Source organism: Paracoccus sp. SY, assembly GCF_002901215.1.
Classification (GTDB): domain Bacteria; phylum Pseudomonadota; class Alphaproteobacteria; order Rhodobacterales; family Rhodobacteraceae; genus Paracoccus; species Paracoccus acridae.
Genome location: NZ_NWMQ01000010.1, coordinates 36,161 through 60,193, shown reverse-complemented (window position 1 = coordinate 60,193; position 24,033 = coordinate 36,161). Strand labels below are relative to the sequence as shown.

23 protein-coding genes are annotated in these 24,033 nt (G+C 66.7%); 12 read left to right on the top strand and 11 right to left on the bottom strand.

The genetic code is table 11. From position 1 onward, the window contains the following. Positions 1-38: 38 nt before the first annotated feature. Together CK944_RS10270 and CK944_RS10265 are read right to left on the bottom strand one after the other, a co-directional pair. Positions 39-842: an NAD(P)-dependent oxidoreductase gene (locus CK944_RS10270; RefSeq protein ID WP_103172974.1), complete on the bottom strand. Its 804-nt coding sequence runs from the start codon at positions 840-842 to the stop codon at positions 39-41. Next, complete coding sequence (locus CK944_RS10265) at positions 842-1,735, bottom strand: glycosyltransferase (RefSeq protein ID WP_146038639.1); 894 nt, start codon at positions 1,733-1,735, stop codon at positions 842-844. Before CK944_RS10265 ends, CK944_RS10270 begins: the two co-directional genes overlap by 1 nt. 147 nt (positions 1,736-1,882) lie before the next feature. Between CK944_RS10265 and CK944_RS10260 the strand changes: the two genes are divergently transcribed. The 7 genes from CK944_RS10260 to CK944_RS10230 all read left to right on the top strand — a co-directional run bounded on the left by CK944_RS10260 (position 1,883) and on the right by CK944_RS10230 (position 9,606). Continuing rightward, positions 1,883-3,262, top strand: a complete 1,380-nt coding sequence (locus CK944_RS10260) for an FAD-binding oxidoreductase (RefSeq protein WP_103172973.1) — start codon at positions 1,883-1,885, stop codon at positions 3,260-3,262. Positions 3,263-3,307: 45 nt separating this feature from the next. Then, positions 3,308-3,637 (top strand): hypothetical protein, encoded by a 330-nt coding sequence (locus CK944_RS10255; RefSeq protein WP_103172972.1) that lies wholly within the window; start codon positions 3,308-3,310, stop codon positions 3,635-3,637. A gap of 105 nt (positions 3,638-3,742) precedes the next feature. After that, positions 3,743-4,534: a GH25 family lysozyme gene (locus CK944_RS10250; protein WP_103172971.1), complete on the top strand. Its 792-nt coding sequence runs from the start codon at positions 3,743-3,745 to the stop codon at positions 4,532-4,534. After that, the gene (locus CK944_RS10245; protein ID WP_103172970.1) at positions 4,507-5,169 is read left to right on the top strand and encodes a type II CAAX prenyl endopeptidase Rce1 family protein; all 663 of its coding nucleotides are present in this window, start codon (positions 4,507-4,509) and stop codon (positions 5,167-5,169) included. The genes CK944_RS10250 and CK944_RS10245 overlap by 28 nt, the downstream gene beginning before the upstream one ends. A 59-nt stretch (positions 5,170-5,228) precedes the next feature. Next, entirely contained in the window at positions 5,229-7,004 is a 1,776-nt protein-coding gene (gene aspS / locus CK944_RS10240) for an aspartate--tRNA ligase (RefSeq protein ID WP_103172969.1), read from the top strand. Between the two features lie 69 nt (positions 7,005-7,073). Then, positions 7,074-8,423: a DUF1800 family protein gene (locus CK944_RS10235; protein WP_103172968.1), complete on the top strand. Its 1,350-nt coding sequence runs from the start codon at positions 7,074-7,076 to the stop codon at positions 8,421-8,423. Positions 8,424-8,427: 4 nt separating this feature from the next. Next, positions 8,428-9,606 carry a DUF1501 domain-containing protein gene (locus CK944_RS10230; RefSeq protein WP_103172967.1) on the top strand — a complete coding sequence of 393 codons (1,179 nt, stop codon included), beginning with the start codon at positions 8,428-8,430 and terminating at the stop codon, positions 9,604-9,606. Positions 9,607-9,712: 106 nt separating this feature from the next. Here CK944_RS10230 and CK944_RS10225 read toward each other — a convergent pair whose 3' ends face one another. Beyond that, positions 9,713-10,447 carry a response regulator gene (locus CK944_RS10225; RefSeq protein WP_370463860.1) on the bottom strand — a complete coding sequence of 245 codons (735 nt, stop codon included), beginning with the start codon at positions 10,445-10,447 and terminating at the stop codon, positions 9,713-9,715. A gap of 126 nt (positions 10,448-10,573) precedes the next feature. Here CK944_RS10225 and mce point away from each other — a divergent pair, with 126 nt between their 5' ends. Further along, entirely contained in the window at positions 10,574-10,978 is a 405-nt protein-coding gene (gene mce, locus CK944_RS10220) for a methylmalonyl-CoA epimerase (RefSeq protein WP_103172966.1), read from the top strand. Next, the gene (locus CK944_RS10215) at positions 10,978-11,247 is read left to right on the top strand and encodes a DUF1467 family protein (RefSeq protein ID WP_103172965.1); all 270 of its coding nucleotides are present in this window, start codon (positions 10,978-10,980) and stop codon (positions 11,245-11,247) included. Before mce ends, CK944_RS10215 begins: the two co-directional genes overlap by 1 nt. On the opposite strand, the gene CK944_RS10210 is transcribed toward CK944_RS10215, so the two are convergent. From CK944_RS10210 to CK944_RS10200, 3 genes are read right to left on the bottom strand one after another with little or no spacing between them, the layout of a single operon-like run. Next, positions 11,204-11,920: an EI24 domain-containing protein gene (locus CK944_RS10210; protein ID WP_103172964.1), complete on the bottom strand. Its 717-nt coding sequence runs from the start codon at positions 11,918-11,920 to the stop codon at positions 11,204-11,206. The two genes, CK944_RS10215 and CK944_RS10210, sit on opposite strands and share 44 nt — an antisense overlap. After that, a complete protein-coding gene (locus CK944_RS10205) occupies positions 11,917-12,489 on the bottom strand; it encodes a nitroreductase (protein ID WP_103172963.1) in 573 nt (190 codons plus the stop codon). The genes CK944_RS10210 and CK944_RS10205 overlap by 4 nt, the downstream gene beginning before the upstream one ends. 50 nt (positions 12,490-12,539) lie before the next feature. Next, the gene (locus tag CK944_RS10200) at positions 12,540-12,779 is read right to left on the bottom strand and encodes a hypothetical protein (RefSeq protein WP_103172962.1); all 240 of its coding nucleotides are present in this window, start codon (positions 12,777-12,779) and stop codon (positions 12,540-12,542) included. A gap of 154 nt (positions 12,780-12,933) precedes the next feature. Between CK944_RS10200 and CK944_RS10195 the strand changes: the two genes are divergently transcribed. Then, positions 12,934-13,689, top strand: a complete 756-nt coding sequence (locus tag CK944_RS10195) for a M48 family metallopeptidase (protein ID WP_103172961.1) — start codon at positions 12,934-12,936, stop codon at positions 13,687-13,689. 294 nt (positions 13,690-13,983) lie between these two features. Continuing rightward, positions 13,984-14,334: a hypothetical protein gene (locus CK944_RS10190; RefSeq protein WP_103172960.1), complete on the top strand. Its 351-nt coding sequence runs from the start codon at positions 13,984-13,986 to the stop codon at positions 14,332-14,334. Positions 14,335-14,341: 7 nt separating this feature from the next. On the opposite strand, the gene ilvN is transcribed toward CK944_RS10190, so the two are convergent. The 3 genes from ilvN to CK944_RS10175 all read right to left on the bottom strand — a co-directional run bounded on the left by ilvN (position 14,342) and on the right by CK944_RS10175 (position 17,702). Then, entirely contained in the window at positions 14,342-14,902 is a 561-nt protein-coding gene (ilvN, locus tag CK944_RS10185; RefSeq protein WP_103172959.1) for an acetolactate synthase small subunit, read from the bottom strand. Positions 14,903-14,968: 66 nt separating this feature from the next. After that, positions 14,969-16,723, bottom strand: a complete 1,755-nt coding sequence (locus CK944_RS10180; protein ID WP_370463861.1) for an acetolactate synthase 3 large subunit — start codon at positions 16,721-16,723, stop codon at positions 14,969-14,971. Between the two features lie 139 nt (positions 16,724-16,862). Beyond that, positions 16,863-17,702, bottom strand: a complete 840-nt coding sequence (locus CK944_RS10175; RefSeq protein ID WP_103172957.1) for an arginyltransferase — start codon at positions 17,700-17,702, stop codon at positions 16,863-16,865. A 193-nt stretch (positions 17,703-17,895) separates the two neighbouring features. Between CK944_RS10175 and CK944_RS10170 the strand changes: the two genes are divergently transcribed. Next, positions 17,896-20,700, top strand: a complete 2,805-nt coding sequence (locus tag CK944_RS10170; protein WP_103172956.1) for a glutamine-synthetase adenylyltransferase — start codon at positions 17,896-17,898, stop codon at positions 20,698-20,700. Here CK944_RS10170 and CK944_RS10165 read toward each other — a convergent pair. Both CK944_RS10165 and carA read right to left on the bottom strand, forming a co-directional pair. Then, entirely contained in the window at positions 20,697-22,748 is a 2,052-nt protein-coding gene (locus CK944_RS10165) for a glycosyltransferase (protein WP_103172955.1), read from the bottom strand. The two genes, CK944_RS10170 and CK944_RS10165, sit on opposite strands and share 4 nt — an antisense overlap. A gap of 55 nt (positions 22,749-22,803) precedes the next feature. After that, the gene (carA, locus tag CK944_RS10160; RefSeq protein WP_103172954.1) at positions 22,804-23,958 is read right to left on the bottom strand and encodes a glutamine-hydrolyzing carbamoyl-phosphate synthase small subunit; all 1,155 of its coding nucleotides are present in this window, start codon (positions 23,956-23,958) and stop codon (positions 22,804-22,806) included. Positions 23,959-24,033 lie beyond the last annotated feature (75 nt).

The window sequence follows — 24,033 nt, the reverse complement described above, 5'->3', positions numbered from 1 at the left end:
CCTGCGGACGCCTGTGGCGTCCTACCCCCGAGGATATTTCAGCACAGAAGATGGGGCAGGGTGGCGCGCAGTTTCGCAAGGCCACCTGGCTTCCAGCCAAGCGCATGAAGGCGGTCGCAGGTCTGAACCCGCAAGGGCGCCGGATCCGCCGGGTCGGGCAGGGGGTGCGGGCAGCCCGTCAGCGCCTGCACCTCGGCCAGCAGATCGTGTCGGTCCAGGATCAAGTCGCTGCAATTGACCTGCGCGGGCGGGTCGTCTCTGTCCAGCAGAAGCAGGATCGCCTGCGCCAGGTCTTCTCCGTGAACCTCGGTCGCGATGCGGGGCGGGATGGGGCGGCCGTTCAGGAAATCGCCGAACAGGTCGCGCCATTTGCCGGGATGTCCATAAACGCCGGTGGCCCGGATCGCGGTTGCTGGCACGGGAAGGGTGGTCAGGTAAGCCTCGGCATCCGCCTTGACCTGGCCGTAAAGGTTAACCGGGCGAGCGGGCAGGTCGTCGGGCAGCGAGGCGCCCGGGGGATGGCCGTCATGGACCGCGCGCGAGGACAGAAAGACGATGCGGCCCACCCTGTCGCGGACCGCCGCGTCGAACAGGTGGCGGGTGCCGTCGCCGTTCAGGCGCAGGAAGCTGTCGGGGTCGTCCCCCTCGCCGCCGCGATAGCGGCCTGGGGCATGGGCGAAGGCGCAATGGATCAGGGCGTCCTGGTCCGACAGATCGGGGGCATCGCCCAACTGGAAGCCGGTGCTGCGGTCCAGCCGCGTGACCTGGTGGCCCGCCGCCAGCGCCGCCTGCAGCACGAAGCCGCCGACGATGCCCGATGCGCCGGTCAGCGCGATGCGCATCAGGCGGCCGGGCGGACCTGGGCGGCCAGATCGGGCACGGGCTGGCCTTCCGCGATGGCGCGCCACAGGTCGATCAAGGGGCGCAGCAGATGGGCCTTGTCATGGTCCTGCCAGGGTTTTTCATATTGGAAATGCAGGATGCGGATGTCTTCCCAGCTCCACAATTCCGGCATGTTCATCCAGACATATTGCAGCATGTTGTGGTGGATCGACAGCCCGTGCCAGTCGGGGAAGTAATCCTGCAGGAAGGTCTGGTCCGTGCGGCGCCAGAAGACGCCGGGCCGGTCCAGATGCGCCATCATCGCGTTGAAGGTGCGGATGTCGGGGCGCGCCGTGAAGACGCCCGAGTTCATCCGGTGGAACCCGTCCAGCCCGTCATAGACATTGGGCGCCGCGCAGAATTCGGGCAAATCGAACAGCTTTTCCACGGGGCGCAGCACCACGGCGTCGGCGTCGATGAAGACGCAGCGGTCATAGTCAAGCTGCCACAGCCGCAGCTTGACGAAGTTGTCCAAGGGCGTGTGGAAATCGGGCTTGCCGCCTTGGGTGAAGGCCGCGCGGGCGTGCAGGGCATCGCGGGCATGGGCGCGGTCGAAAGCCTCGGACGTGGGCAGAAGGTCGGCGGCGATCAGCCGGGCGCCATGGGCGCGCAGCCGGGCCAGATGGGCCGGGCCAAGGCCGCGATGCATCACCACCAGATCCGCGCGCGTTCCCGTCAGTTTCAGCGACCGCAGCAGCGCCTCGGCCCCTGGCAGATAGTCAGGATTGGTCACCAGCGTGACATAGGCATGGTCGGTCCGGGCCGCCGTTTCGGGCCGCAGGCCTTCGGGCAGGCTGTGATCGCTGTCGCGCAAGGCTGTCCGATACAGCGGCGAGATCCGGGTGGTGTCCATCGGCTATCCTGGGCGGTGCAAACAAGTCTGACAGCGGGTTGGTGCGACGTTATTGCAGTTTTGTAAACCGTTGATGACTGAACGCGGCGGCCTTTGCCATGGTTCAACCGCAAGGCTAACCTGCCCGCATCAACCAGGGAAATGACCATGAGCCTGCCCAACCCCCTTTCCGACCGTCTGCGTGGCATCTTGGGAACACGTCTGTCCGAGACGGCGGCGGACCGTGACCATCACGCGCAATCCGAAAGCTTTCACCGTTCGCCGCCACCCGATGCCGTGGCTTGGCCCGACAGCGCCGAGGAAGTGTCGGCGATCCTGTCCGCCTGCAACGAGGCGGGCGTCCCGGTGGTGGCCTGGGGGACTGGCACCTCGCTGGAAGGGCATGCCTTGCCGGTGGGCGGGGGCATCAGCCTGGACCTGTCGCGCATGGACAAGGTGGTCGAGATCCGGGCCGAGGACATGCAGGCCAGCGTCCAGCCGGGTGTCACCCGAGAGGCGCTGAACACGGAACTGCGCGCGACGGGGTTGTTCTTTCCGGTCGATCCCGGCGCCAATGCCAGCCTGGGCGGGATGGCCGCGACCCGGGCAAGCGGGACAACGGCCGTGCGATACGGCACGATGCGCGACAACGTGCTGGCCTTGCAGGTGGTGCTGGCCGACGGGCGGATCATCCGCACCGGCACGCGGGCGGCGAAATCCAGCGCGGGTTACGACCTGACCGGGCTGTTCGTCGGATCCGAAGGGACGCTGGGCGTCATCACCGAACTGACCCTGCGCCTGCACGGCCAGCCCGAGGAGGTGGCCGCCGCAGTCTGCGCCTTCGACAGCCTGGATCATGCGGTGGAATGCGTCAGCGCGACCATCCAGTCGGGCATTCCCATGGCGCGGATCGAATTCGTCGATGCGGCAAGCGCGCGGGCCTTCAACCTGCATTCGGGCAGCAGCCTGCCGGAACAGCCGCATCTGATGATCGAATTCCACGGCAGCCCCGGCGCCGTGCGCGAGGACGCCGCCCGCTTTGGGGAAATCGCGGCCGAGTTCGGTGCCCAGGGCTTCGACTGGGCCACCTCGGCCGAGGATCGCGCCCGGTTGTGGCGGATGCGGCACGGGGCCTATCACGCGTGTCTGGCCTTGCGGCCCGGCGCCTCGGGGTTGATCACGGATGTCTGCGTGCCGATGTCGCACCTGCCCGCCGCCGTCCATGCGGCAGCCGAGGATATCGCGGCCGAAGGCCTGATCGGTCCGATCCTGGGCCATGTGGGCGACGGCAATTTCCATTCGCTTCTGCTGGTCGATCCCGCCAATGCCGACGAGGTCGCGGCGGCCAAGCGCATCGCCACCCGCATGGCCGAACGCGCCCTTGCGGTCGGCGGCACGATCAGCGGCGAACATGGCGTGGGCCTGGGCAAGCGCGGCCTGATGCAGGCCCAGCATGGCGAGGGCTGGCACCTGATGGGCCAGATCAAGGCGGCGCTGGATCCCCGCGGCATCCTCAACCCCGGAAAGCTGGTGCCGGACAGGAACTAGGCCAACCTTCGGCAGTTTCCTTGTCAAGCCATCGGAGAAAACCCCATGTCCCATAATGACAACAACCCGCAGCGTTCGGCCCGCCGCCATGTGCCTGCGCTGACCGCCCTTGCCATTGTCCTGATCGCCGCCTTTCTGGCCTTCCTGGTGTTCCGGCCGGGCATGGACGACCAGAACGAAGGGATAGCCACGACCCCGCCCCCTGCCGACACGCCGATCACCAATGCCGAGGGCACCGACGGCACCGCGCCGCCCGTGGTTTCGCCCGAGGGCCTGCCGGAACCCGAGGAAGGAGAGGTTCGCGGCACCGAAGCTGCCCCCGCGACGGAAGACGTTGCCCCTGCAACCCAGGATGCCCCCGAGCAGGCGAACTGACTGACGCACTCGTGACCGTCACGGCCCGGTGACTTTGCCTCACGATCTTGCGATAAGCGACCCCAAGGGCGTGCCAAACGCTCATCGCAAGATCGAAGGGGCAGGATGCGGTATTTTACCAAGATATTGATGGGGCTGATGTTGGTGCTGGCGGTCGCTTGTTCGCGCACGCCGGAACGCGGCGGATACCGGCCCGCACCGGGACCGGGGGCCAATCCGCAACTGGGCGATTCAGCCCCGCATGACTGGGGCGGTCGCGGCCCCTATGGCCACGCGGTCCATGGCATCGACGTGTCCCGCTGGCAGGGCGACATCGACTGGAACCGTGTCCGCAACGCGGGAATCAGCTTCGCCTTCATCAAGGCGACCGAAGGGGGCGATCACTACGACCCGAACTTCCACCGTTATTGGAGGGAAGCCGCGCAGGCCCGCATCCCGCGCGGTGCCTATCACTACTATTACTTCTGCCGCAGCGGGGCGGAACAGGCCGCCTGGTTCATCCGCCAGGTCCCGCGAGAGATCGGCTCGCTTCCGCCGGTCATCGACCTTGAATGGACCAATTCGCGGACCTGCCCCTATCGGCCCTCGCCAGCCGAGGTCAAGCAGCAGGCGTCCATCTTCATGGACATCGTCGGCCGCCATTACGGGCAGCGCCCGATCATCTATACCACGGTCGATTTCTATCGCGACAACCGGCTGGGCGACATGCGGGCGGAATTCTGGCTGCGTTCCGTCGCCAACCATCCCAGCGTTCCCTATCCCGGCCAGCGTTGGGCCTTCTGGCAATATACCGGCACCGGGATCGTGCCGGGCATCCGGGGCAATACCGACCTCAACGCCTTTGCGGGCAGCCGCGCGGATTGGGTGCGATGGTTGCAGACGCGCCTGACGCGGTAAGGCCGCGCGCGCGGCTGTGGGTCGAGTTCGCGGCGCTCTATATCGGGGCGCCGCTGGCCATTGCGCTGTTCATGCCACCCCATCTGCTGTTCCGCGCGCTTGCGGTGTTCAGCATGGTCGGCATGGGCCTGTTGTGGCTGACCGGAAGCTTCAGATGGCGGTCCCTGGTGCGTGGCTGGCGCCGCCTTCCCTGGGCCGAAATCTTGGGCATCGCGCTGATCACGCTGGCCGCGGGCGCGCTGATCCTGTGGCAGACCCGACCCGGCGCGTTGTTCGCGATGGCCCGCGCCTGGCCCGAGCGTCTGGCGGCGATCTGGCTGTTCTATCCGTTTCTGTCGGCGCTGCCGCAGGAACTGATCTTCCGCCCGCTGTTCTTCCATCGCTACGCCGCCATCCTTCCCCAGGGGCGGGCGGCCATCGCGCTGAACGCCGCGGTCTTTTCCTTTGCCCATCTGATGTACTGGTCCTGGATCGTGGCGATCCTGACCTTCTTGGGCGGCTGGTTCTTCGCCCGTGCCTATCTGCGCCACGGCTTCCCCTCGGCCTGGGTGCTGCACGCGGTCGCGGGCAACATCCTGTTCGCGGTGGGCATGGGCGTCTATTTCTACAGCGGCAACGTGGTGCGGCCGTTCTGACCGGTTGACTTCCCGCCCCCGCCACGCTTGATGCAGGGCGGATTATTCGGGGAACGACCATGCACGCCTATCGCAGCCATACCTGCGGCGATCTGACCGCCGCCCATGCAGGGGAAACCGTCCGCCTGTCAGGCTGGGTCCATCGGGTCCGCGACCACGGGGGCGTGCTGTTCGTCGATCTGCGCGACCATTACGGGATGACCCAGGTGCTGGCCGACAGCGACAGCCCGGCCTTCGCTGCGATGGACAAGCTGCGCGCCGAAACCGTGATCCGCATCGACGGCCGCGTGAAGCTGCGCGACGCGTCCCTGGTCAACCCCAAGCTGCCCACCGGCGAGATCGAGGTCTATGCGACCGAGCTTGAGGTTCTGGGCCCTTCGGACGAACTGCCGCTGCCGGTCTTCGGCGACCAGGAATACCCCGAGGAAACGCGGCTGGCATACCGCTTCCTGGACCTGCGGCGCGAGTCGCTGCACAACAACATCATGCTGCGGTCGCAGGTGATCCGGTCGATCCGCAACCGCATGTGGGACCAGGGCTTCACGGAATTCCAGACCCCGATCATCACGGCATCCTCGCCCGAAGGGGCGCGCGACTTCCTGGTGCCCTCGCGCCTGCATCCGGGCAAGTTCTATGCCCTGCCGCAGGCCCCCCAGCAGTTCAAGCAGCTGATCATGGTCGCGGGCTTCGACAAGTATTTCCAGATCGCCCCCTGCTTCCGCGACGAGGATCCGCGCGCCGACCGCAGCCCGACCGACTTCTACCAGCTTGACCTCGAGATGTCCTTCGTGGACCAGGAGGATGTCTTTGCCGCGATCCAGCCCGTGATCCAGGGCCTGTTCGAAGAATTCGGGGGCGGCCGCCCCGTCGATGCCAACTGGCCGCGCATTCCTTATGCCGAGGCCCTGCTGAAATACGGCAGCGACAAGCCCGACCTGCGCAACCCGATCGAGATGCAGGTGGTTTCCGACCATTTCCGCGGTTCCGGCTTCGGCATCTTCGCCAAGCTGCTTGAACAGGAAGGGACCGAGGTCCGCGCCATCCCCGCGCCCACCGGCGGCAGCCGCAAGTTCGCCGACCGCATGAACGCCTTCGCGCAGCGCGAGGGGTTGCCGGGCATGGGCTATATCTTCTGGCGGAAGGCCGAGGACGGCTCGACCGAGGCCGCAGGTCCCATCGCCAAGGCGCTTGGCGCCGAGCCGACCGAGGCGATCCGGCAGCAGCTTCGCCTGAACGAGGGCGACGCCGTCTTCTTCCTGGGCGGCAAGCCCGAACAGTTCGAAGCCGTCGCGGGCCGCGCCCGCAACGAGATCGGGCGCGAGCTTGGCCTGACCCAGGAAAACCAGTTCAAGTTCGCCTGGATCGTCGATTTCCCGATGTACGAGAAGACCGACGACGGCAGGATCGACTTCAGCCACAACCCGTTCTCGATGCCGCAGGGTGGGCTGGACGCGCTGAACGGCGATCCGTTGCAAGTGAAGGGCTATCAGTACGACCTGGCGTGCAACGGCTATGAACTGATTTCCGGCGCGATCCGCAACCACAAGCCCGAGATCATGTTCAAGGCCTTCGAACTGGCGGGCTATCCGGCATCCGAGGTCGAAAAGCGCTTCGGCGGCATGGTCAAGGCCTTCCGCTATGGCGCGCCGCCGCACGGGGGCTGCGCGGCCGGCATCGACCGGATCGTGATGCTGCTGGCCGACGAGGTGAACATCCGCCAGGTCATCATGTTCCCGATGAACCAGCGGGCCGAGGACCTGATGATGGGCGCCCCTTCGGAACCCACCAACGAACAGTTGCGCGACCTGCGCCTGCGCGTCCTGCCGAAAGAGTGATCTGACAATGCCGACACCCGCCCCTAGGTTCGGGGCGGGGGATCGCCCCCGTTCTGCAAGGGGGCGCGAATGCCGGCATATCCCGAACTTGCCGCGATCCGGCTGGGCTATGGACTGTCGCCGCTGACCCGTCCGCCGGCCGATGCCGCGGCCCTGGTCGAGGCGGTGGCCTCTGCCGCGCCCGACCGCGACGCCTTTTCGCTGGCGCGGGATCATCTGCCCTATCGTATCCGCCTGGCGGAGCTGAACCAATCGGACGCCCCCGACAAGGAGGCGCAACTGAAGTCCCTGCGCGACGAGGTTCGCATCCTCGGCCTGCGCGCGCCCCAGGTCAGGATCGCCCGCGCCGTCGGCGATGTGGCGGGTTTTGGCGAAAGGCTGGTGCAGTTCTGGGCGGATCACTTTACCGTATCGAACGCCAACCTGTTCGACGCCCCGGCCGCCGCGGCCTTCGTGGACGAGGCGATCCGGCCGCATCTGATGTCCGGGTTCGCGGACATGATGTTCACCGCCGAAACCCACCCCCGGATGATCATGTATCTGGACCAGACCCTCTCGGCCGGGCCCAATTCGCAGGCTGGCAAGCGCGGGCGCGGTGTCAACGAAAACCTTGCGCGAGAGATGATCGAGCTTCACAGCCTGGGTGCCGGGGCGGGCTATCACCAACGCGACGTGCGCCAGCTTGCCCTGCTTCTGACGGGGCTGACCTTCAGGCCCACTATCGACCAGGCCAGCACCTTCAACGGGAACTGGGCAGAACCCGGCCCCTTTCAGGTGCTTGGAAAGACCTATGTGCGGGGCGAGGGGCAGGGCGCCATCCGGCAGGTGATCGAGGATCTGGCAAGACACGACGCCACCGCCCGCCATATCGCGCGCAAGCTTGCCGTCCATTTCGTGTCCGACAATCCGCCCGACAGCCTTGTCAGGCGGCTGGCGCAGGTGTTCCGCAGCACGAAGGGCGATCTGCCCACGCTTTACCTGACCCTGGCCGAGGCGCCGGAGCTGCGCGACTGCTTTCGCCAGAAGGTTCGCCAGCCCTTCGACTTTGTCGTGGCGGCGCTGCGGGGCTGCGGCTTTCGGCACCAGGATGTCATCGCGCTGGACCAGCAGGCGCTTCAGAACCGGTTGCTGTCGGGCATGTTCATCATGGGACAACGATGGGGCGCACCGCGCGGGCCGGACGGCTGGCCCGAGGATGCCTTGGCCTGGGCCACGGCGCAGGGGCTGGCGGGGCGGATCGACTGGGCCATGCGCCTGTTGCCGAAGCTGCGCCCGGACCTTCCCGATCCGCGCGACTTCCTGCAGGCGGCGCTTGGGGATACCGCGTCGGACGCGCTTCGCTGGGCGGTGCCGCGCGCGGAAAGCCCGGCCGAGGGATTGGCCCTGATCCTCGCCTCGCCCGATTTCAACCGGAGATGACGCGATGCTGTCACGACGCCTGTTTCTGAAATCCACGGCGCTGATCGGCTGTTCGGCCGCCGCGCATCCCATGCTGTCGTCGATGACCTTCGCCGCCGCGCCGGGCGAGAACCGGCTGGTCGTCATCATCCTGCGCGGGGCCATGGACGGCCTGGACGTGTTCCAGCCTTATGGCGACCCGGAGCTGCGCCAATTGCGCAAGACGCTGTCGGCGGGGCCCGACAAGGGGGCGCAGGATCTGGACGGGTTTTTCGCGCTGCATCCGTCCCTGGCGCCCTTGATGCCGCTGTGGCGTGCGGGGGAACTGGCCTTCGCGCCTGCGGTGTCCACGCCCTATCGCGACAAGCGCAGCCACTTCGACGGCCAGGACATGCTGGAGGCGGGGACCGGCACCGATGTCGAGACCAGAAGCCAGCGCGACGGCTGGCTGAACCGGTTGTTGCAGACCATGCCGGGCGTGCAATCGGAAACCGCCTATTCCGTGGGCCTTGAGGACATGCGGATCCTGGACGGCGCGGCCCCGGCGAAAAGCTGGTCGCCCCAGACCCGCTTCAAGCTGAGCGCGCAGGGCCAGCGGTTGCTGGCCCATGTCTGGCACGACGACCCCTTGTTCCGACCGGCCGGCGAACAGGCGATCGAGATCATCAACGATGACCTGGCCCGCATCGAACCCGCCGAGGGGCCGGCCCGCGATGCCCAGGCGCTGGCGCGGTTCACGGCGGATCGCCTGAACAGGGAAACGCGGATCGCCAGCTTTTCGATTTCGGGCTGGGACAGTCATGCGCGACAGGGACCGGTCATCGACCGCGCCTTGCAGCGGCTTGGCACCGCGATCCTGACCCTGCGTGCCGATCTTGGGGCGAACTGGTCACGGACGACCGTGCTGGCCATGACGGAATTTGGCCGCACCGTGCGGGAAAACGGCACTGGGGGGACCGATCACGGCACCGGCGGGGCGATGCTGGTGGCGGGGGGGAACATCCGCGGCGGCCGGGCGATCGGCGGCTGGCCGGGGCTGGCGGAAGGCGATCTTTATGCGGGGCGCGACCTGATGCCCTTGCGCGATATCCGCGCCCATGCCGCCTGGGCGATGCGCGATCTGTTCGACATTCCGCGGGATGTTCTGGAACGCAGCGTCTTTCCCGGTCTCGACATGGGTGAAAATCCCCGCATCCTGGAATGATCGCGGCAGGAACGGCTGTAAACCCATAGCCTTGCCGCAAGGATCCGGCCTGGCCGGCGCTGGCTCGACCCGACATGGGAACCCCTGCCGAGGCGACGGCGCTTCGTCACATGCTGGCGACCTGGGCCAGGCGTTCCTGCACCAGTCCGCTGATCCGCGCCAGATCGCTGGCCAGTGCATGTCCCGCATCATGGTCGCGCGCCAGGGCCGTGGCCGCAGCCTCGAGCACGGGGTCATGCGCCGACCGTGCAATGCCCGCAAGGAAATGGGCGATGTAATCGACCGCTGCCGTATCCTGCGCAGTGGCCAGGATCTCGGCCACATGGGCCAGGTCGTCCCGCAGGCCAGAGGGGTCGGGCTGGATCACCTCGTCCGGCAGAAGTCGCAGGCCGTGGCCGCGCATTTCAGCGGGCATGGCCGCCAGGATGGTCTGCTGAAAGACGGCCAGGCTTTCGATGGGCTTGGGCAGGAAGCCGTCCGCGCCCGCCGCCAGGGCCGCATCGGCCAGATCGGGGTCGCCCGAAATGCCCAGAAGCACCGGCACCCTGGGTTCGGTGCTGGCCACCTGCCGGATCAGGTCCGCGCCGTCGCCATCGGGAAGGCCCAGATCGACGATCACCACCGCGGGGCGATAGGTCTGCAGATGCCGGGCGGCGGACCGCAGGCAATCGGCCCGCCGGATCCGCGCGCCCGATCGCAGGCACAAAAGGCGCACAGCCTCGCTTGCGAAGCGCGAATCCTCGACCACAAGAACGGTCAGCCCGGCCAGCGGGCGGTTGGGCATCGAAAGACGCCACATGGGCAATGCCTCGACCGAGGCGGGGGCGATGTCGTTCTGCATGCCGGTTTTTCCTGTTGTGCTTGCCCCAGTTAGCCGCCGATTCGCTAAGAAGCGGTTAACGGCCGCAGGGTTTTCCTTTCACCCCGGTCGCGAAACCCCTAGAACCACCCAAAACAGGAGGAAGTCATGATCGGACGCCTGAACCACGTCGCCATCGCGGTGCCCGACCTGGCCGCGGCCTCGGCCCAGTATGCCGACACGCTGGGGGCCAAGGTCGGCGCGCCCCAGGACGAACCCGACCACGGGGTGACGGTGGTGTTCATCGAACTGCCCAACACCAAGGTGGAACTGCTGTATCCCTTGGGCGACGACAGCCCGATCAAGGGGTTTTTGGACAAGAACCCGTCGGGGGGCATCCATCACATGTGCTTCGAGGTGGATGACATCCTGGCCGCCCGCGACCGGCTGAAGGCCGAAGGCGCGCGTGTCCTTGGCAACGGCGAGCCCAAGATCGGCGCCCATGGCAAGCCGGTCCTGTTCCTGCATCCCAAGGATTTCAACGGCTGCCTGATCGAACTGGAGCAAGTCTGATGAACCTCACCGGGGGAATCGTCCTTTACGCCGTCCTGTGGTTCCTGACCCTGTTCATCGTGATCCTGGTCGGTCAGCAAAGCCAGCAGGACGCCGGAGAAGTCGTGCCAGGCACCCCCGCGGGCGCCCCGGCCGACCTGCGCCTGAAGCGCAAGCTGATCTGGACCACGGCCATTTCTGCGGTGATCTGGGCCGCGATCGCCTTTGTCATCCTGGGGGGCTTCATCACCCGCGGGGATATCGCGAACCTTGACCGGATGTTCCGCTGATCAGGTGGAACAGATGCGTGAAGGCCGCTGCCGCCAGCAGCGGCACCGCGATGTTCACGAACGGGATCGCCAGGGCCACCGCGACCAGCACCCCGGCAAGCGTCACGCGGCCCGCATTGGCCTTGCGCAGGGCCGTGGCCTGCGGTTCGTCCAGGTGACGGCGCGCCGCCATCTGGAAGAATTCCCGCCCCAGCAGCCAGCCATTTGCGCCAAACAGCAGTAAGGGCGCCAGCGGACCCAGGAAGGGCGTCAGGAACAGCGACAGGATCGCCACCCCCAGCACGGCCAGCACGACCGCGATTGATTCCAGCAGCCCGTCCATGAAATCCAGTCCCGCCCCCTGGCGGGTGGGATAATGCATCTCCTCGACCACCTCGGCCACGCGTTCTGCAAACAGGCCCGCAAAGCCCGCCGCGACCGGGGCCATCAGGAAGAACCCCATCAAGGGGAACAGCGCCAGCGACCCCCAGGACAGGGCGGACCCGACATCCCATGACCCGATCCAGGGCAGGGTCAGGTTGCCCGGCACGAAGCTGCGAAGCGCCCAGAAGACAGCCGACTGCAGCGCCACGAACAACAGAATCGTCAGCGCGATCCCCATCAGCGCCAGCCGCAGGATGCGGGGCCGCAGCAGATCCAGCCAAGCCAGGATCAGCGCCCGAAAGACCGTCATTCGAGCCAGGTCGTCTTGGCCGCGACATCGGGGCGGGGCCGTTCGGGCGGGGTCTCGCCCCGGCTGCCCAGATGCACCAGGCCCACGATGCGCTCATCCTCGGACAGGCCCAGGTGGCTGCGCCCGAAGGTTTCGTCCAGGACCGCCGGACCCGTCAGCCAGGCTGCCCCCCAGCCCGAGGCGAGCGCCGCATTGACAAGCCCCAGGCAGACCGCGCCCGCCGACAGGAACTGCTCCCATCCGGGCACCTTCTCGCTCGCCACCGGCGTCGAAACCACCGCCACGATGACCGGCGAATCGAAAGCCGAGGCGGCCTTGTCCGCCACCGCCTGATCCTGGCCCGTGGCCAGCACCCGATCTCGAAGGATCGGCGCCAGCCGGTCCAGGGCCGCGCGTTCCAGCACAACGAAGCGCCATGGTTCCAGCTTGCCGTGATCGGGCGTGCGGGCGGCCAGCGTCAGAAGGCGCAGGATCTCGGGCCGGTCGGGGCCTGGGGCGCGCAGCATCTTGGGTGGGTGCGACCGGCGGGTCGCCAGGAAATCCACCGCGGCATCGTTGCGATAGGACATGTCAGTCTCCTTTTCCGGCCGTTCTTTCGCAAAGCGGCGGATGGCGCAAGCTAGCCCCGTTCGATTCGATAGTTGCCTTCGGGCAGGTTCAGCGCCAGCCGCAATTCGGTCAGTTGATGCATCGACAGGGTGATGCGCACCACCTCCTCGTCCGGGCCGATCTGTTCCAGGACGACGCGGTCGTCGAAGGACAGGATCACCACATCCTCGTTCAAGGGGCCGGTATCGGGATCGACCTCGTCGATCAGGGTGATGACGGTTGCGTCGAAATCATGCTCGATGGTGAACATCGTCGTCTCCTTGTTTCAAGCCGACATTCGCGTGATGTGCGGCCCTGGACAAGCGGGCAGGGTTTGCACGGGTTTTCGCGACCCGCTAGGATCAGGCCAGCGAAGCGTAACGATCGCGCCAAGGCAAGGCGCGGCATCGGGCAAGGGGCGGAGAATGAAGCAGGTCACGGCGGCTCTGTGTGCGGGGGTTCTGGGAATCGCGGCCTGCGCCCCGGTGCCGGTGGATCAGGTGCCGACGCCTGCTACCGGGCCTTACGGCGCGGCCCAGCCCGCGCCGGTCCTGACCAATGACGGAACGCCGCAATCCGCGGCCCGCATGTTCGTGTCGGTGATGCGCCGGATGGAGCCGGCGGTGGAACGCGAATGCCTGCAAAGGCGCACGCAGCCCATCAATTGCGACTTCCAGTTCGTGGTGGACGACCGGCCGGGCCAGGAAGCCAACGCCTTCCAGACCATCGACGCCACCGGCCGTCCGATCATCGGCTTTACCCTGTCACTGATCGCCCAGACCCGTAACGGCGACGAGATCGCATTCGTCGTGGGGCATGAGGCCGCCCATCACGTCCTCAACCACCTGGACCGCAAGGCGGGCGCGGCTGCGGCGGGGGCGGTGATTCTCGGCAGCATCGCCTCGGTCTATGGCAACAATCCCGATGCCATCGAGGCGGCGCAGCGAATCGGGGCATCGGTCGGGTCGCGTTACTATTCCCGCGACTGGGAACTGCAAGCCGACTATCTGGGTGCGATCATGACCCTGAATGCAGGGTTTGATCCCATCAACGGCTCGCGTTTCTTCGAGCGCATTCCGGATCCGGGCGATCACGTCCTGGGCACCCATCCGTCACGGGCCGCCCGCCTGGCCCAGGTGCGCCAAGCGGTTGCGGATGTGCAAAGTGGCCGGATACGTTGACGTAAACTGTGACAGCAGTGGCAAAAAGGTCACGGAAATACGGCCGATATTTAAATTTTGCATGATATGCATGCTGGCCATAAAGAAATTGGGCAAAAAACAAGGCCAAATATCAGCGCGTTATTGCATAAATATCACGCGAACAACCTTGAAGGCGAAAACTTGCCGGGAATTCGTCAAAAAAAGGTAAGCGCCCGGCGGATTTCTGCTTTTGTAGTTATTACCATGCACATAAAGTGCAATCACTGGTTCGGGTTGACGCGCTGTCCACTGACTCGCGTTTGGAGTGTCGGAATGATCGGTGTAGTCGTATGGAGTAGCGCAGAACGCGAGAAGGCAGTGATCTGGTGCGAGGATCATGCTTCCCTTGCTTATCTGCAGGGCCGTGAAAACCTTGTCCATGCCGCCCGGTGGCCGCAGCCCGGCGATCTGGTCGAACTGGAAAGCGAGATCGTCGGCGCGCTGCGCAACGCCCGCAAGGTCGATCTGCTTTCCGAACAGGAATTCGCGCATCTGCCCGGGATGCTGCGGGCCACGGCCACCCCGGCCGAATCGCATCTGCGCGTCGTATCCGTTTCCCCGGCGTCCGAGCCGAGAGAGCGGCTGATCCCCGAGCCAGAGCTTCGGGTCGCAGCCGCCCGCTGACCTGACCTCAGACCCCGCGCGACAGGGCGGCGACCCCGGTGCGCGCCAGATCGACAAGCCCAAGCGGCCGCATCAGGTCCGCGAATGCATCCAGCTTGGTCGGCGTTCCGACCAGTTCGAAGACAAAGCTTTCCAGCGTCGAATCGACGACATTGGCGCGGAAGATTTCCGCGATGCGCAGCGCCTCGACCCGCTTCTCGCCCTGGCCGCGCACCTTGAACAATCCCAGTTCCCGTTCCACCGCCGGACCTTCGACCGTCAGGTCGTGAACCTCGTGCACCGGCACGATCCGGCCCAACTGCGCCTTGACCTGGGCGATCACCGCAGGCGTGCCGCGCGTCACCAGCGTGATGCGCGACCGATGTCCGGTGTGGTCCACCTCGGCCACTGTCAGGCTGTCGATGTTGTAGCCGCGCCCGGAAAACAGCCCGATCACGCGGGCCAGCACGCCTGGCTCGTTCTCGACCAGGACGGCCAGGGTATGGCTTTCCTCGACCTGGGAATTCGGGTCGCGCAGGTCATAGGCCGAATGGCTCGACGCGCCCTTCTGGATGTTCAAAGCGTTCATGGCTCTGCCTTCATCTTCTGTGCAGAAATATCCGGGGGGTGTGGGGGCACCGCCCCCACGCATGGGTCAGACCAGAACCGCGCCTTCCGATTCGATGACGCCAAAGGTCGCGGCCTCACCCAGAAGCATCTCGTTATGCGGCTTGCCGGACGGGATCATGGGGAAGCAGTTCTCGTGCTTCTCGACCAGGACATCCAGGATGAACGGGCCGTCGTAATCCAGCATCTGCTGGATCGCGTCGTCCAGATCCTTGGGATCCTTGACCACGGCGCCCTTGCAGCCGAAAGCCTCGGCCAGCTTGACGAAGTCCGGCAGGCTGTCCGACCAGCTTTGGCTGTAGCGTTCGCCATGCAGCAATTGCTGCCACTGGCGGACCATGCCAAGGCGTTCATTGTTCAGGATGAACTGCTTGACCGGCAGGCGGAACTGAACGGCGGTGCCCATTTCCTGCATGTTCATCAGCCAGCTTGCATCGCCCGCGACGTTGATGACCAGGGCATCCGGGTGGGCCATCTGCACGCCGATGCTGGCCGGAAGGCCATAGCCCATCGTCCCCAGCCCGCCCGAGGTCATCCAGCGATTCGGCCCCTCGAAATGCAGGTATTGCGCGGCCCACATCTGGTGCTGGCCGACCTCGGTCGTGATGTATCGGTCGCGGCCCTTGGTCAGCGCCTCCAGCCGTTCAAGCGCGTATTGCGGCTTGATCAGCGTGTCGCTGTTCCGATAGGACAGGCAGTTCTTGGCCTTCCAGCCCTCGATCGTCTGCCACCAGTCGCGCAGGGCCGCGCTGTTGACCTTGCGGCCGCGCGATTTCCAGACCTTCAGCAGATCTTCCAGAACGTGGCCCACATCGCCGACGATGGGGATGTCCACCCGCACCACCTTGTTGATGCTGGAAGGGTCGATGTCGATATGGGCCTTGATCGAATGGGGGCTGAAATCGGCGATGCGTCCGGTGATGCGGTCGTCGAAACGCGCGCCGATGTTGATCATCAGGTCGCAGCCATGCATCGCCAAATTGGCCTCGTACAGCCCGTGCATCCCCAGCATTCCCAGCCAGTTCTTGCCCGACGCCGGATAGGCGCCAAGCCCCATCAGGGTCGAGGTGACCGGAAAGCCCGTGGCATCCGCCAGTTCGCGCAGCAACTGGCTGGCGCCGGGACCGGAATTGATGACGCCGCCGCCGGTGTAAAGGATCGGGCGTTCCGCGCCTTCCATCAGTTCGACCAGCCGGGTAATGGCCTGGATGTCGCCCTTGCGCACCGGCTGGTAACGGCCCGGCTCGACCTGCTTCGGCGCGACATAGGTGCCGCTGGCGAATTGCACGTCCTTGGGGATATCGACCAGAACCGGACCGGGGCGACCCGAGGTCGCGACCTGGAAGGCCTTGTGGATCGTCTCGGCCAGCTTTTCCGTGTCCTTGACCAGCCAGTTGTGCTTTGTGCAGGGCCGCGTAATGCCGACCGTATCGGCCTCCTGGAAGCCGTCGGTGCCGATCATGAAGGTGGGAACCTGGCCCGACAGCACGACCAGCGGGATCGAATCCAGCAGCGCGTCGGTCAGCCCGGTGACGGCATTCGTGGCGCCCGGTCCCGAGGTGACCAGCACGACCCCCGGCTTGCCCGTGGACCGGGCATAGCCTTCGGCCATGTGGACCGCGCCCTGTTCGTGGCGGACCAGGACATGGGTGATGTCGTTCTGCTGGAACAGTTCGTCATAGATGGGTAGCACCGCCCCGCCCGGATAGCCGAATACCGTGTCGACGCCCTGATCGCGCAGCGCCTCGACAACCATTCTTGCACCCGTCATCGTTCGGGACATGCCTTCCTCCATCCTGTTCACACGCGGCCAAACCCGCCCGCGAGTCGGCGCAAACTATGGAGGCAGGCGATCAGGGTCAATGGGGTGGCGCGGATAAAATGGCGCGGTTCACACTAAATTTGTAATTTTCTTTCGCGGATCAGCGATCAAATTGCGGCAGCGCGATCCGGGCGACCTGTTCCACAATGGGATCGACGGACAAGGGGTGGGCCTCGTTCGAATGATCCTCGGGATTGCCGATGTTCTGCCAGACCCCGCCCTTGTAGATCTCCAAGGCCGAGAACTTGGCCTTGTAGTCCATCTTGCGGCTGCCCGGCACCCAATAGCCCAGATAGATATAGGGCAGCTTCGCCGCCCGCGCGATCTCGATGTGATCCAGGATCAGGTATGTCCCCAGGCTCGCCGGTTGCAGGACGGGATGATAGAAGCTGTAGACCAGGCTGAGGCCATCATCCAGGACGTCGGTCAGGCAGACGGCGGCCAGGAAGTCGTCGCCGGGCGCCAGCCGTTCCGGCTGGTCGCCGCTGCAGCGGTATTCGATCACCCGCGTCTTGACCGGCGTTTCCTCGATCATGGCGGCGAATTCGAAGATGTCCATGTCGGCCATGCCACCATCGGCGTGGCGGCTGTCCAGGTAACGGCGGAACAGCTCGAACTGTTCTTCCGTGGCCCAGGCGCTTGTCGCCAGCCGGCGCAGCCCGGCATTGCGCCGCATCAGCCGGCGCTGCGTGCGCGACGGCTGGAAATCCGCCACCCGGATGCGCGCCGACATGCAGGCCACGCAGCTTTCGCAGCTGGGCCGATACAGCACGTTCTGCGACCGGCGGAAGCCCTGGCGGGACAGGGCGTTGTTCAGGTCGGACGCATTGTCGCCATGCAGCGCAGTGAACAGCTTGCGTTCGGCACGGCCATGCAGATAGGGGCAAGGCTGCGGTGCCGTCACATAGAATTGCGGCGCATGGGGCAGGGTATGACGCATCAGCGCAGGCCCTTATGGCGGATTGTCGTTGCAGAACTGATCATGCGCCAAAAAGGATCCGTATGCCCAACAGTTGATTTGCGCGAAAGCCTAACAACGATTGCATCACCCGCCAAGCCGGGAAAGGGTTAAACCTTGAAGTGATCCATCGGCCGGCGTTGACGGGGCAGGGTCTTTGGCTAGTCTGCCGCCCATGGATTTCGCCGCCCGCATCACCCGTCATCCCCTTGTCGCCGATCCCGACCGTGCCCGGCATGTCCTTGCCCGGCTTCCCGCGCTGGACCCCGCCCTGACCGCGCTGATCGGCGGTGCCGCCGGGTGCAGCCCCTATCTGGCGGGGCTTTTGCAGAAAGAGGCCGACTGGCTGCCCGCCGCCCTGGATCACGACGATGTGGTCGCACGCGAAACGGCGGGCTTCGACGACCTGTCGGCCGACGATCTGGCGGTGGCCCTGCGCCGGGCCAAGCGGCGGGTCGCGCTTCTGGCCGCCTTGGCCGACCTGGGCGGCGTCTGGACGCTGGAACAGGTGACGGGCGCCTTGTCCGATCTGGCCGACCGGGCCGTCGATCTGGCCCTGCGCGCCCAGGTCGCCCAGGAACGGCGCCGGGGCAAGCTGCCCGAAACGGACGCCCCCGCCGGCGGCGTCTTTGCCCTGTCGATGGGCAAGGGCGGGGCGCGCGAACTGAACTACAGTTCCGACATCGACCTGATCGTGCTGTTCGACGATGCGGCCTATGCGGACGGCGACCAGCAGGAGGCGCGGGCGGCGCTGATCCGCGCCACGCGCAAGATGGCGACGATGCTGTCCGACGTGACCGAACATGGCTATGTCTTCCGCACCGACCTGCGGCTGCGGCCCGATGCGGCGGTTACACCGGTCTGTATGTCGGCCGCCGCGGCGCTTGCCTATTACGAGGCCGAGGGCCGCACCTGGGAACGCGCGGCCTTCATCAAGGCGCGGGCGGCGGCAGGCGACATCGCGGCGGGCGAACGCTTCCTGCGCGAACTGCGCCCCTTCGTCTGGCGCAAGCACCTGGATTTCGCCGCCATCCAGGACGCGCATGACATGCGCCTGCGCATCCGCGACCACAAGGGCCTGGGCGGACGGCTGGAGATCCCCGGCCACAACATGAAGCTGGGCCGGGGCGGCATCCGCGAGATCGAATTCTTCACCCAGACCCGCCAGTTGATCGCGGGTGGGCGCGACCCCGACCTGCGGTGCCGCGACACGGTGGGCGGGTTGGCGGCCCTTGCGGACAAGGGCTGGATCCCGGCGGATGTCGCGCGGGACCTGACCGATCATTATCGCCAGCATCGCGACATCGAACACCGCATCCAGATGGTGAACGACGCCCAGACCCATTCCCTGCCCAAGGACGGGGCCGGAATCGCCCTGATCGCCGCCATGATGGGACAGGCGGATGCCGATGCCTGGTCCGTCCGGCTGCGCGGGCGGCTGGAACATGTGCATGACCTGACGGAAAGCTTCTTCGCACCGGGCGAGACTGTGCAGCGTCCGTCCATCTCGGCCGAATCGCAGGCGATCATCGACCGATGGCAAACCTATCCGGCGCTGCGGTCGGCCCGCGCACAGCAGATCTTCCGGCGGGTCGAGCCGGAACTTCTTTCCCGCATGGCCAGGACCGGCCATCCCGACGAGGCGCTGTCCCGGTTCGACGGGTTCCTGTCGGCCCTGCCTGCCGGGGTGCAGATCTTTGCCCTGTTCGAGGCCAATCCCCAGTTGATCGACCTGCTGGTCGATATCTGCGGCAGCGCGCCGGGCCTTGCCGCCTATCTGACGCGCCATTCGGCGGTGCTGGATGCGGTGCTGGGCGGCAGCTTCTTTTCGGCCTGGCCCGGCGCCCGGGGGTTGCGCGCCGATCTGGACCGTGTGCTGCAGGCGGCGCTGAACGGTCCCGGCGGCGGGTACGAGGCGGCCTTGGACAGTGCCCGCCGATGGGCGCATGAATGGCATTTCCGCGTGGGCGTCCATCACCTGCGCGGCCTGGTCGACGCGGACGAGGCGGCGGGCCAATACGCCGACATTGCCGATGCCTGCATCGCCGCGCTGTTTCCCGTCACCGCCGCCGATTTCGCCCGCAAGCATGGCGCGCCGCCGGGCCGGGGGGCGGTGGTGCTGGGCATGGGGTCGCTGGGCGCACGGACGTTGAATGCCGGGTCCGACCTGGATCTGATCGTGATCTATGACGCGGACGGCGCCGACGCATCGGAGGGGCCGCGTCCCTTGGCGGCGCGTCCTTATTACGCGCGGCTGACGCAGGCCATGATCACCGCCGCCTCGGCCCCGACCGCCGAAGGGCGGCTTTACGAGGTGGACATGCGGCTGCGCCCCTCGGGGCGGCAGGGGCCGGTGGCGACCGCAATCCAGAGCTTCGAAAGCTATCAGATGACCGAGGCCTGGACCTGGGAACACCTGGCCCTGACCCGCGCCCGCGTCGTCGCCTGGGCTGGCAAGGGTGCCGAGGAACTGGACCATGATGTCGAGGCCTTGCGCCTGTCGGTGCTGCGGCGGCGGGGCAGCGATTCGCGGGTCATGCCTGATCTCGCGGACATGCGCGAACGGATCTTCGCGGCCAAGCCCATGGATGGCGCGTGGGAGGCGAAGACCGGACCCGGGCGCCTGCAGGACATCGACTTGCTGGCGCAATCCCTGGCGCTGCGCACGGGGGATCCGGCACGGGGAACGCTGGCGCAGTTGCGGGCGGGACGGCGGGCCGGACTGATCGCGGCTGCGGATGCCGACCGGCTGGGGTCGATCTGGCGGTTCCTGTGGCGTCTTCACGCCTCGGGGCGGTTGCTGACGGCCAAGCCGCTGGACATGGAGGACATAGGCCTGGGCGGGCAGGAATTCCTGTTGCGGGAAGCCGGCGCGGGATCGGTCCCCGAACTGGCCGACCGCCTGCGCCATTCCTGCGCCCAGGCGGCCGCCCTGATCGACGCGGCCCTTCCGGTGGCTTCGGGCGCGCCCTTGGCCTAGGCGCTTTTGCGCATCGGCAGGGCGGGGGCCTCCAGCGCGGCTGCGGCTGCCGGTTCCCCCGGCAAGGCGGCATCCCGGCGTTCGCCGATCTGGCCCAGCAGGGGCACCGATACCGTGCCATCCGCCACGACCGCCGCATCGGCTGCGTCATAGATGCCATGCGCGGTCTTGTCCCAATAGAAGGGCTTCACGACCACCTCATAGATCGCCTTCCAGCCTGCCAGGCAGCCCAGCGGGAAATACAGGTGCAGGCTGGGCACCCAAGCCATCAGGTGGCGGTGCTTGTCGGCGCGCACGGCCCACATGCCCACGCCGATGGACAGCAATTCCGACGCCACGAAGGTGCCAAACAGGGCGGGGATCGCATAGCCGCCCCAGACCCCGGCCATGGGTTCGCGCAGGGGATGCGGCAGGCCCAGGCTCAGCAGCCAGAAGCTCCACAGGATGGGGGCCAGAAGATATTGCGACAGGCTGCCCAGGAACTGGATCTGGAAGCCCAGGAACCGCCAGGGCCCCAGCTCGCGCCACAGCGCGCGCGGGTCGCGCATGTGTACGCCCCAGGTCATCGCATAACCCTTGAGCCAGCGGGACCGCTGCTTGATCCAGGGCAGGGCGCGGCAGTTGGCCTCCTCATCCGTGGTGGTGTCGATGATCTCGGTCCGCCAGCCGCGGCGGGCCAGGCGCACGCCCAGGTCGGCATCCTCGGTCACGTTCCAGGCATCCCAGGCGCCCACCTGTTCCAGCGCGTCGCGGCGGAAGAACAGCGTCGTGCCGCCCAGGGGCACGACCAGGCCAAGCCGCGCGACGCCGGGCAGGATCACCCGGAACCAGGCCGCGTATTCGATGGTGAAGCAGCGCGCCAGCCAATTGGTGCGCGGGTTGTAGTAATCAAGCGCGCCCTGCAGGCAGGCCACGTCGTCGGGCGCGAAATGGAAGCGGCGTGCGACCTTGTGCAACTGGTCGGGATCGGGCCGGTCCTCGGCGTCCCAGACGCCGATGATCGCGCCCCGGCAGAAGTTCAGCGCATAGTTCAGCGCCCGTGGCTTGGTCTGGACGGGACCGTTCGGCACCTCGACCACGCGGATCCAGCCGGGCAGACGGGCGCCCTGGATGGCGTTGCGGGTCACCTGGTCGCTGGCCTCGATCACCAGAAGGATGTCGGTCAGTTCGCGCGGATAATCCAGCCGCGACAGGCGGCCCACCAGCTTCCCCGCGACATCGCTTTCGCGAAACAGCGGCACCATGACCGAGATCACGGGCAGCGGGCCGGTCATTTCCGTCCTGGCACGCCGACCTTGGGCCACATCTTCGGCCAGGGCGCGGCCCTCGGCCTCGGTCCGGCGGCTGGCGATCAGCGCCGCAAGCTTCAACCCGCTTTGCGCGACCAGCGATGCGGTGGCCCACAGGGTCAGCGCCGACAGGACGAACACCGGGACGAGCCAAAGCCCCAGGGCCAGGGCCGCCATCAGCCCCATGGCGATCCGCCCGGTGCGCGCCTCGTTGCGGGAGCGGCAGGATTCGGCTGCGGGAACGCGCGTCTCGGCCTGGCGGATCATGGCGATGCGGCGGACGGCCAGGATGGCGGCCTGGATCTGATCCTCGCTGCACAGAAGCATGCGGACTTGGCCGAAGCTTTCGGGAAAGGACGGGATCAGCGCCGCGAAGGCCTCCGGCCGGGCCGTGGCGATCCAGGTCACGCCGCCGATGCGACGCCAGGGCAGGATGGCATTGGTCAGACAGAATTCCGTCCCCAAGGCGTCGATCAGCCGGGGATCGCCGGGCGTCCGGGCGGGGTCGAGCGCGGTCGTGCGCCATTGCCGGCACAGCGCGCGCAACAGCGCCTCGGGCGTGACCCAGCCTTGCGACAGAAGGATCTGGCCCAGGCGGCTGTCCTGCCGCCCGCGCATGACGCTTGCCTTCAGCAGGTTGCCGGGATCGACGGCGCCGTCTTCCAGAAGCAGTTGGCCCAGGGGCGCCTGATGCCTGGGCGCCATGGTCGGCGCAGCCGCATCGGCGGGAACAAAGGCAACGGACTGCGGACTGACCATGGGCGATTCCCTTTTCGGATCGCCCATGGGTGGCATGAAAGCGGTTAAGAAGGCGTTAAGCGCCGGTCCGACGGTTGCGCATGGCGTCCGTGAACCGCTGGAACAGGTAAAGGCTGTCCTGAGGACCCGGCGCGGCTTCGGGGTGGTATTGCACCGAGAAGACCGGCTTGTCCTGGACCCGGATGCCGCAGTTGCTGCCGTCGAACAGGCTGACATGGGTCTCGATCACGCCGGCAGGCAGGGTCTGGCTGTCCACCGCGAAGCCGTGGTTCATCGAGGTGATCTCGACCTTGCCGGTTTCGGTGTCGCGCACGGGGTGGTTGGCCCCGTGATGGCCATGGCCCATCTTTACCGTCTTCGCCCCAAGCGCGAGCGCCAGCATCTGGTGACCCAGGCAGATGCCGAAGATCGGCATGTCGCGGTCCAGCAGGCTTTGGATCATCGGAACAGCGTATTCGCCGGTCGCCGCCGGATCGCCGGGACCGTTCGACAGGAACACGCCCTCGGGCTCATGCGCCAGAACCTCCTCGGCGGTGGCGGTGGCGGGCAGGACAGTGACGTCGGCGCCGAAGGCCACCAGGGACCGCAGGATGTTGCGCTTTGCGCCGTAATCCAGCGCCACGACCTTGAAGGGCTTCTGTTCAGGCGAGGTTCCGAAGCCCTTGCCCCATTCCCAGGCGCCCTGATCCCAGCGATAGCTTTGCCGGCAGGTCACGTCGCGGGCCAGATCCAGGCCGACAAGGCCGGTCCAGCTGCGGGCCTTGGCGACCATGGCGGCGATGTCGAACTTGCCGTCGGGGTCGTGGGCCAGCACCACATGCGGCGCGCCCTGCTGGCGGATCGCGCGGGTCAGGCGGCGGGTATCGACGCCGCCGATGCCGATGCGGCCGCGCCGGGCCATCCAGTCGGGCAGGTCGCCCGCCGCGCGCCAGTTCGACGGATCGGTCGGGTCCCAGCGGACGACGATGCCGCTGGCGACGGGATCGGGGGCCTCGTCGTCTTCCGGCGTGATGCCGGTGTTGCCGATATGGGGAAAGGTGAAGGTGACGATCTGGCTGGCATAGGACGGATCGGTCATGATCTCCTGATAGCCGGTCATCGCGGTGTTGAAGACCAGTTCGGCCACGACCTCTCCGGGGGCGCCGAAGCCCTGGCCGTAGAAGACGGTCCCGTCGGCAAGCGCAAGGCAGGCGGTCGGCTTGTTGGCCATGGCAGGCACCCTCTGTCTGAAATCTGCCGGTGAATAGGGGGCATGGCGCGCAAGGTCAAGAACAACGCCCGTCTT

Coding starts and splice junctions, on each gene's coding strand:
- CK944_RS10270 (WP_103172974.1), bottom strand. CDS start 842: ATGCGCATCGCGCTGACCGGCGCATCGGGCATCGTCGGCGGCTTCGTG.
- CK944_RS10265 (WP_146038639.1), bottom strand. CDS start 1,735: ATGGACACCACCCGGATCTCGCCGCTGTATCGGACAGCCTTGCGCGAC.
- CK944_RS10260 (WP_103172973.1), top strand. CDS start 1,883: ATGAGCCTGCCCAACCCCCTTTCCGACCGTCTGCGTGGCATCTTGGGA.
- CK944_RS10255 (WP_103172972.1), top strand. CDS start 3,308: ATGTCCCATAATGACAACAACCCGCAGCGTTCGGCCCGCCGCCATGTG.
- CK944_RS10250 (WP_103172971.1), top strand. CDS start 3,743: ATGCGGTATTTTACCAAGATATTGATGGGGCTGATGTTGGTGCTGGCG.
- CK944_RS10245 (WP_103172970.1), top strand. CDS start 4,507: ATGGTTGCAGACGCGCCTGACGCGGTAAGGCCGCGCGCGCGGCTGTGG.
- aspS (WP_103172969.1), top strand. CDS start 5,229: ATGCACGCCTATCGCAGCCATACCTGCGGCGATCTGACCGCCGCCCAT.
- CK944_RS10235 (WP_103172968.1), top strand. CDS start 7,074: ATGCCGGCATATCCCGAACTTGCCGCGATCCGGCTGGGCTATGGACTG.
- CK944_RS10230 (WP_103172967.1), top strand. CDS start 8,428: ATGCTGTCACGACGCCTGTTTCTGAAATCCACGGCGCTGATCGGCTGT.
- CK944_RS10225 (WP_370463860.1), bottom strand. CDS start 10,447: ATGCAGAACGACATCGCCCCCGCCTCGGTCGAGGCATTGCCCATGTGG.
- mce (WP_103172966.1), top strand. CDS start 10,574: ATGATCGGACGCCTGAACCACGTCGCCATCGCGGTGCCCGACCTGGCC.
- CK944_RS10215 (WP_103172965.1), top strand. CDS start 10,978: ATGAACCTCACCGGGGGAATCGTCCTTTACGCCGTCCTGTGGTTCCTG.
- CK944_RS10210 (WP_103172964.1), bottom strand. CDS start 11,920: ATGACGGTCTTTCGGGCGCTGATCCTGGCTTGGCTGGATCTGCTGCGG.
- CK944_RS10205 (WP_103172963.1), bottom strand. CDS start 12,489: ATGTCCTATCGCAACGATGCCGCGGTGGATTTCCTGGCGACCCGCCGG.
- CK944_RS10200 (WP_103172962.1), bottom strand. CDS start 12,779: ATGTTCACCATCGAGCATGATTTCGACGCAACCGTCATCACCCTGATC.
- CK944_RS10195 (WP_103172961.1), top strand. CDS start 12,934: ATGAAGCAGGTCACGGCGGCTCTGTGTGCGGGGGTTCTGGGAATCGCG.
- CK944_RS10190 (WP_103172960.1), top strand. CDS start 13,984: ATGATCGGTGTAGTCGTATGGAGTAGCGCAGAACGCGAGAAGGCAGTG.
- ilvN (WP_103172959.1), bottom strand. CDS start 14,902: ATGAACGCTTTGAACATCCAGAAGGGCGCGTCGAGCCATTCGGCCTAT.
- CK944_RS10180 (WP_370463861.1), bottom strand. CDS start 16,723: ATGTCCCGAACGATGACGGGTGCAAGAATGGTTGTCGAGGCGCTGCGC.
- CK944_RS10175 (WP_103172957.1), bottom strand. CDS start 17,702: ATGCGTCATACCCTGCCCCATGCGCCGCAATTCTATGTGACGGCACCG.
- CK944_RS10170 (WP_103172956.1), top strand. CDS start 17,896: ATGGATTTCGCCGCCCGCATCACCCGTCATCCCCTTGTCGCCGATCCC.
- CK944_RS10165 (WP_103172955.1), bottom strand. CDS start 22,748: ATGGTCAGTCCGCAGTCCGTTGCCTTTGTTCCCGCCGATGCGGCTGCG.
- carA (WP_103172954.1), bottom strand. CDS start 23,958: ATGGCCAACAAGCCGACCGCCTGCCTTGCGCTTGCCGACGGGACCGTC.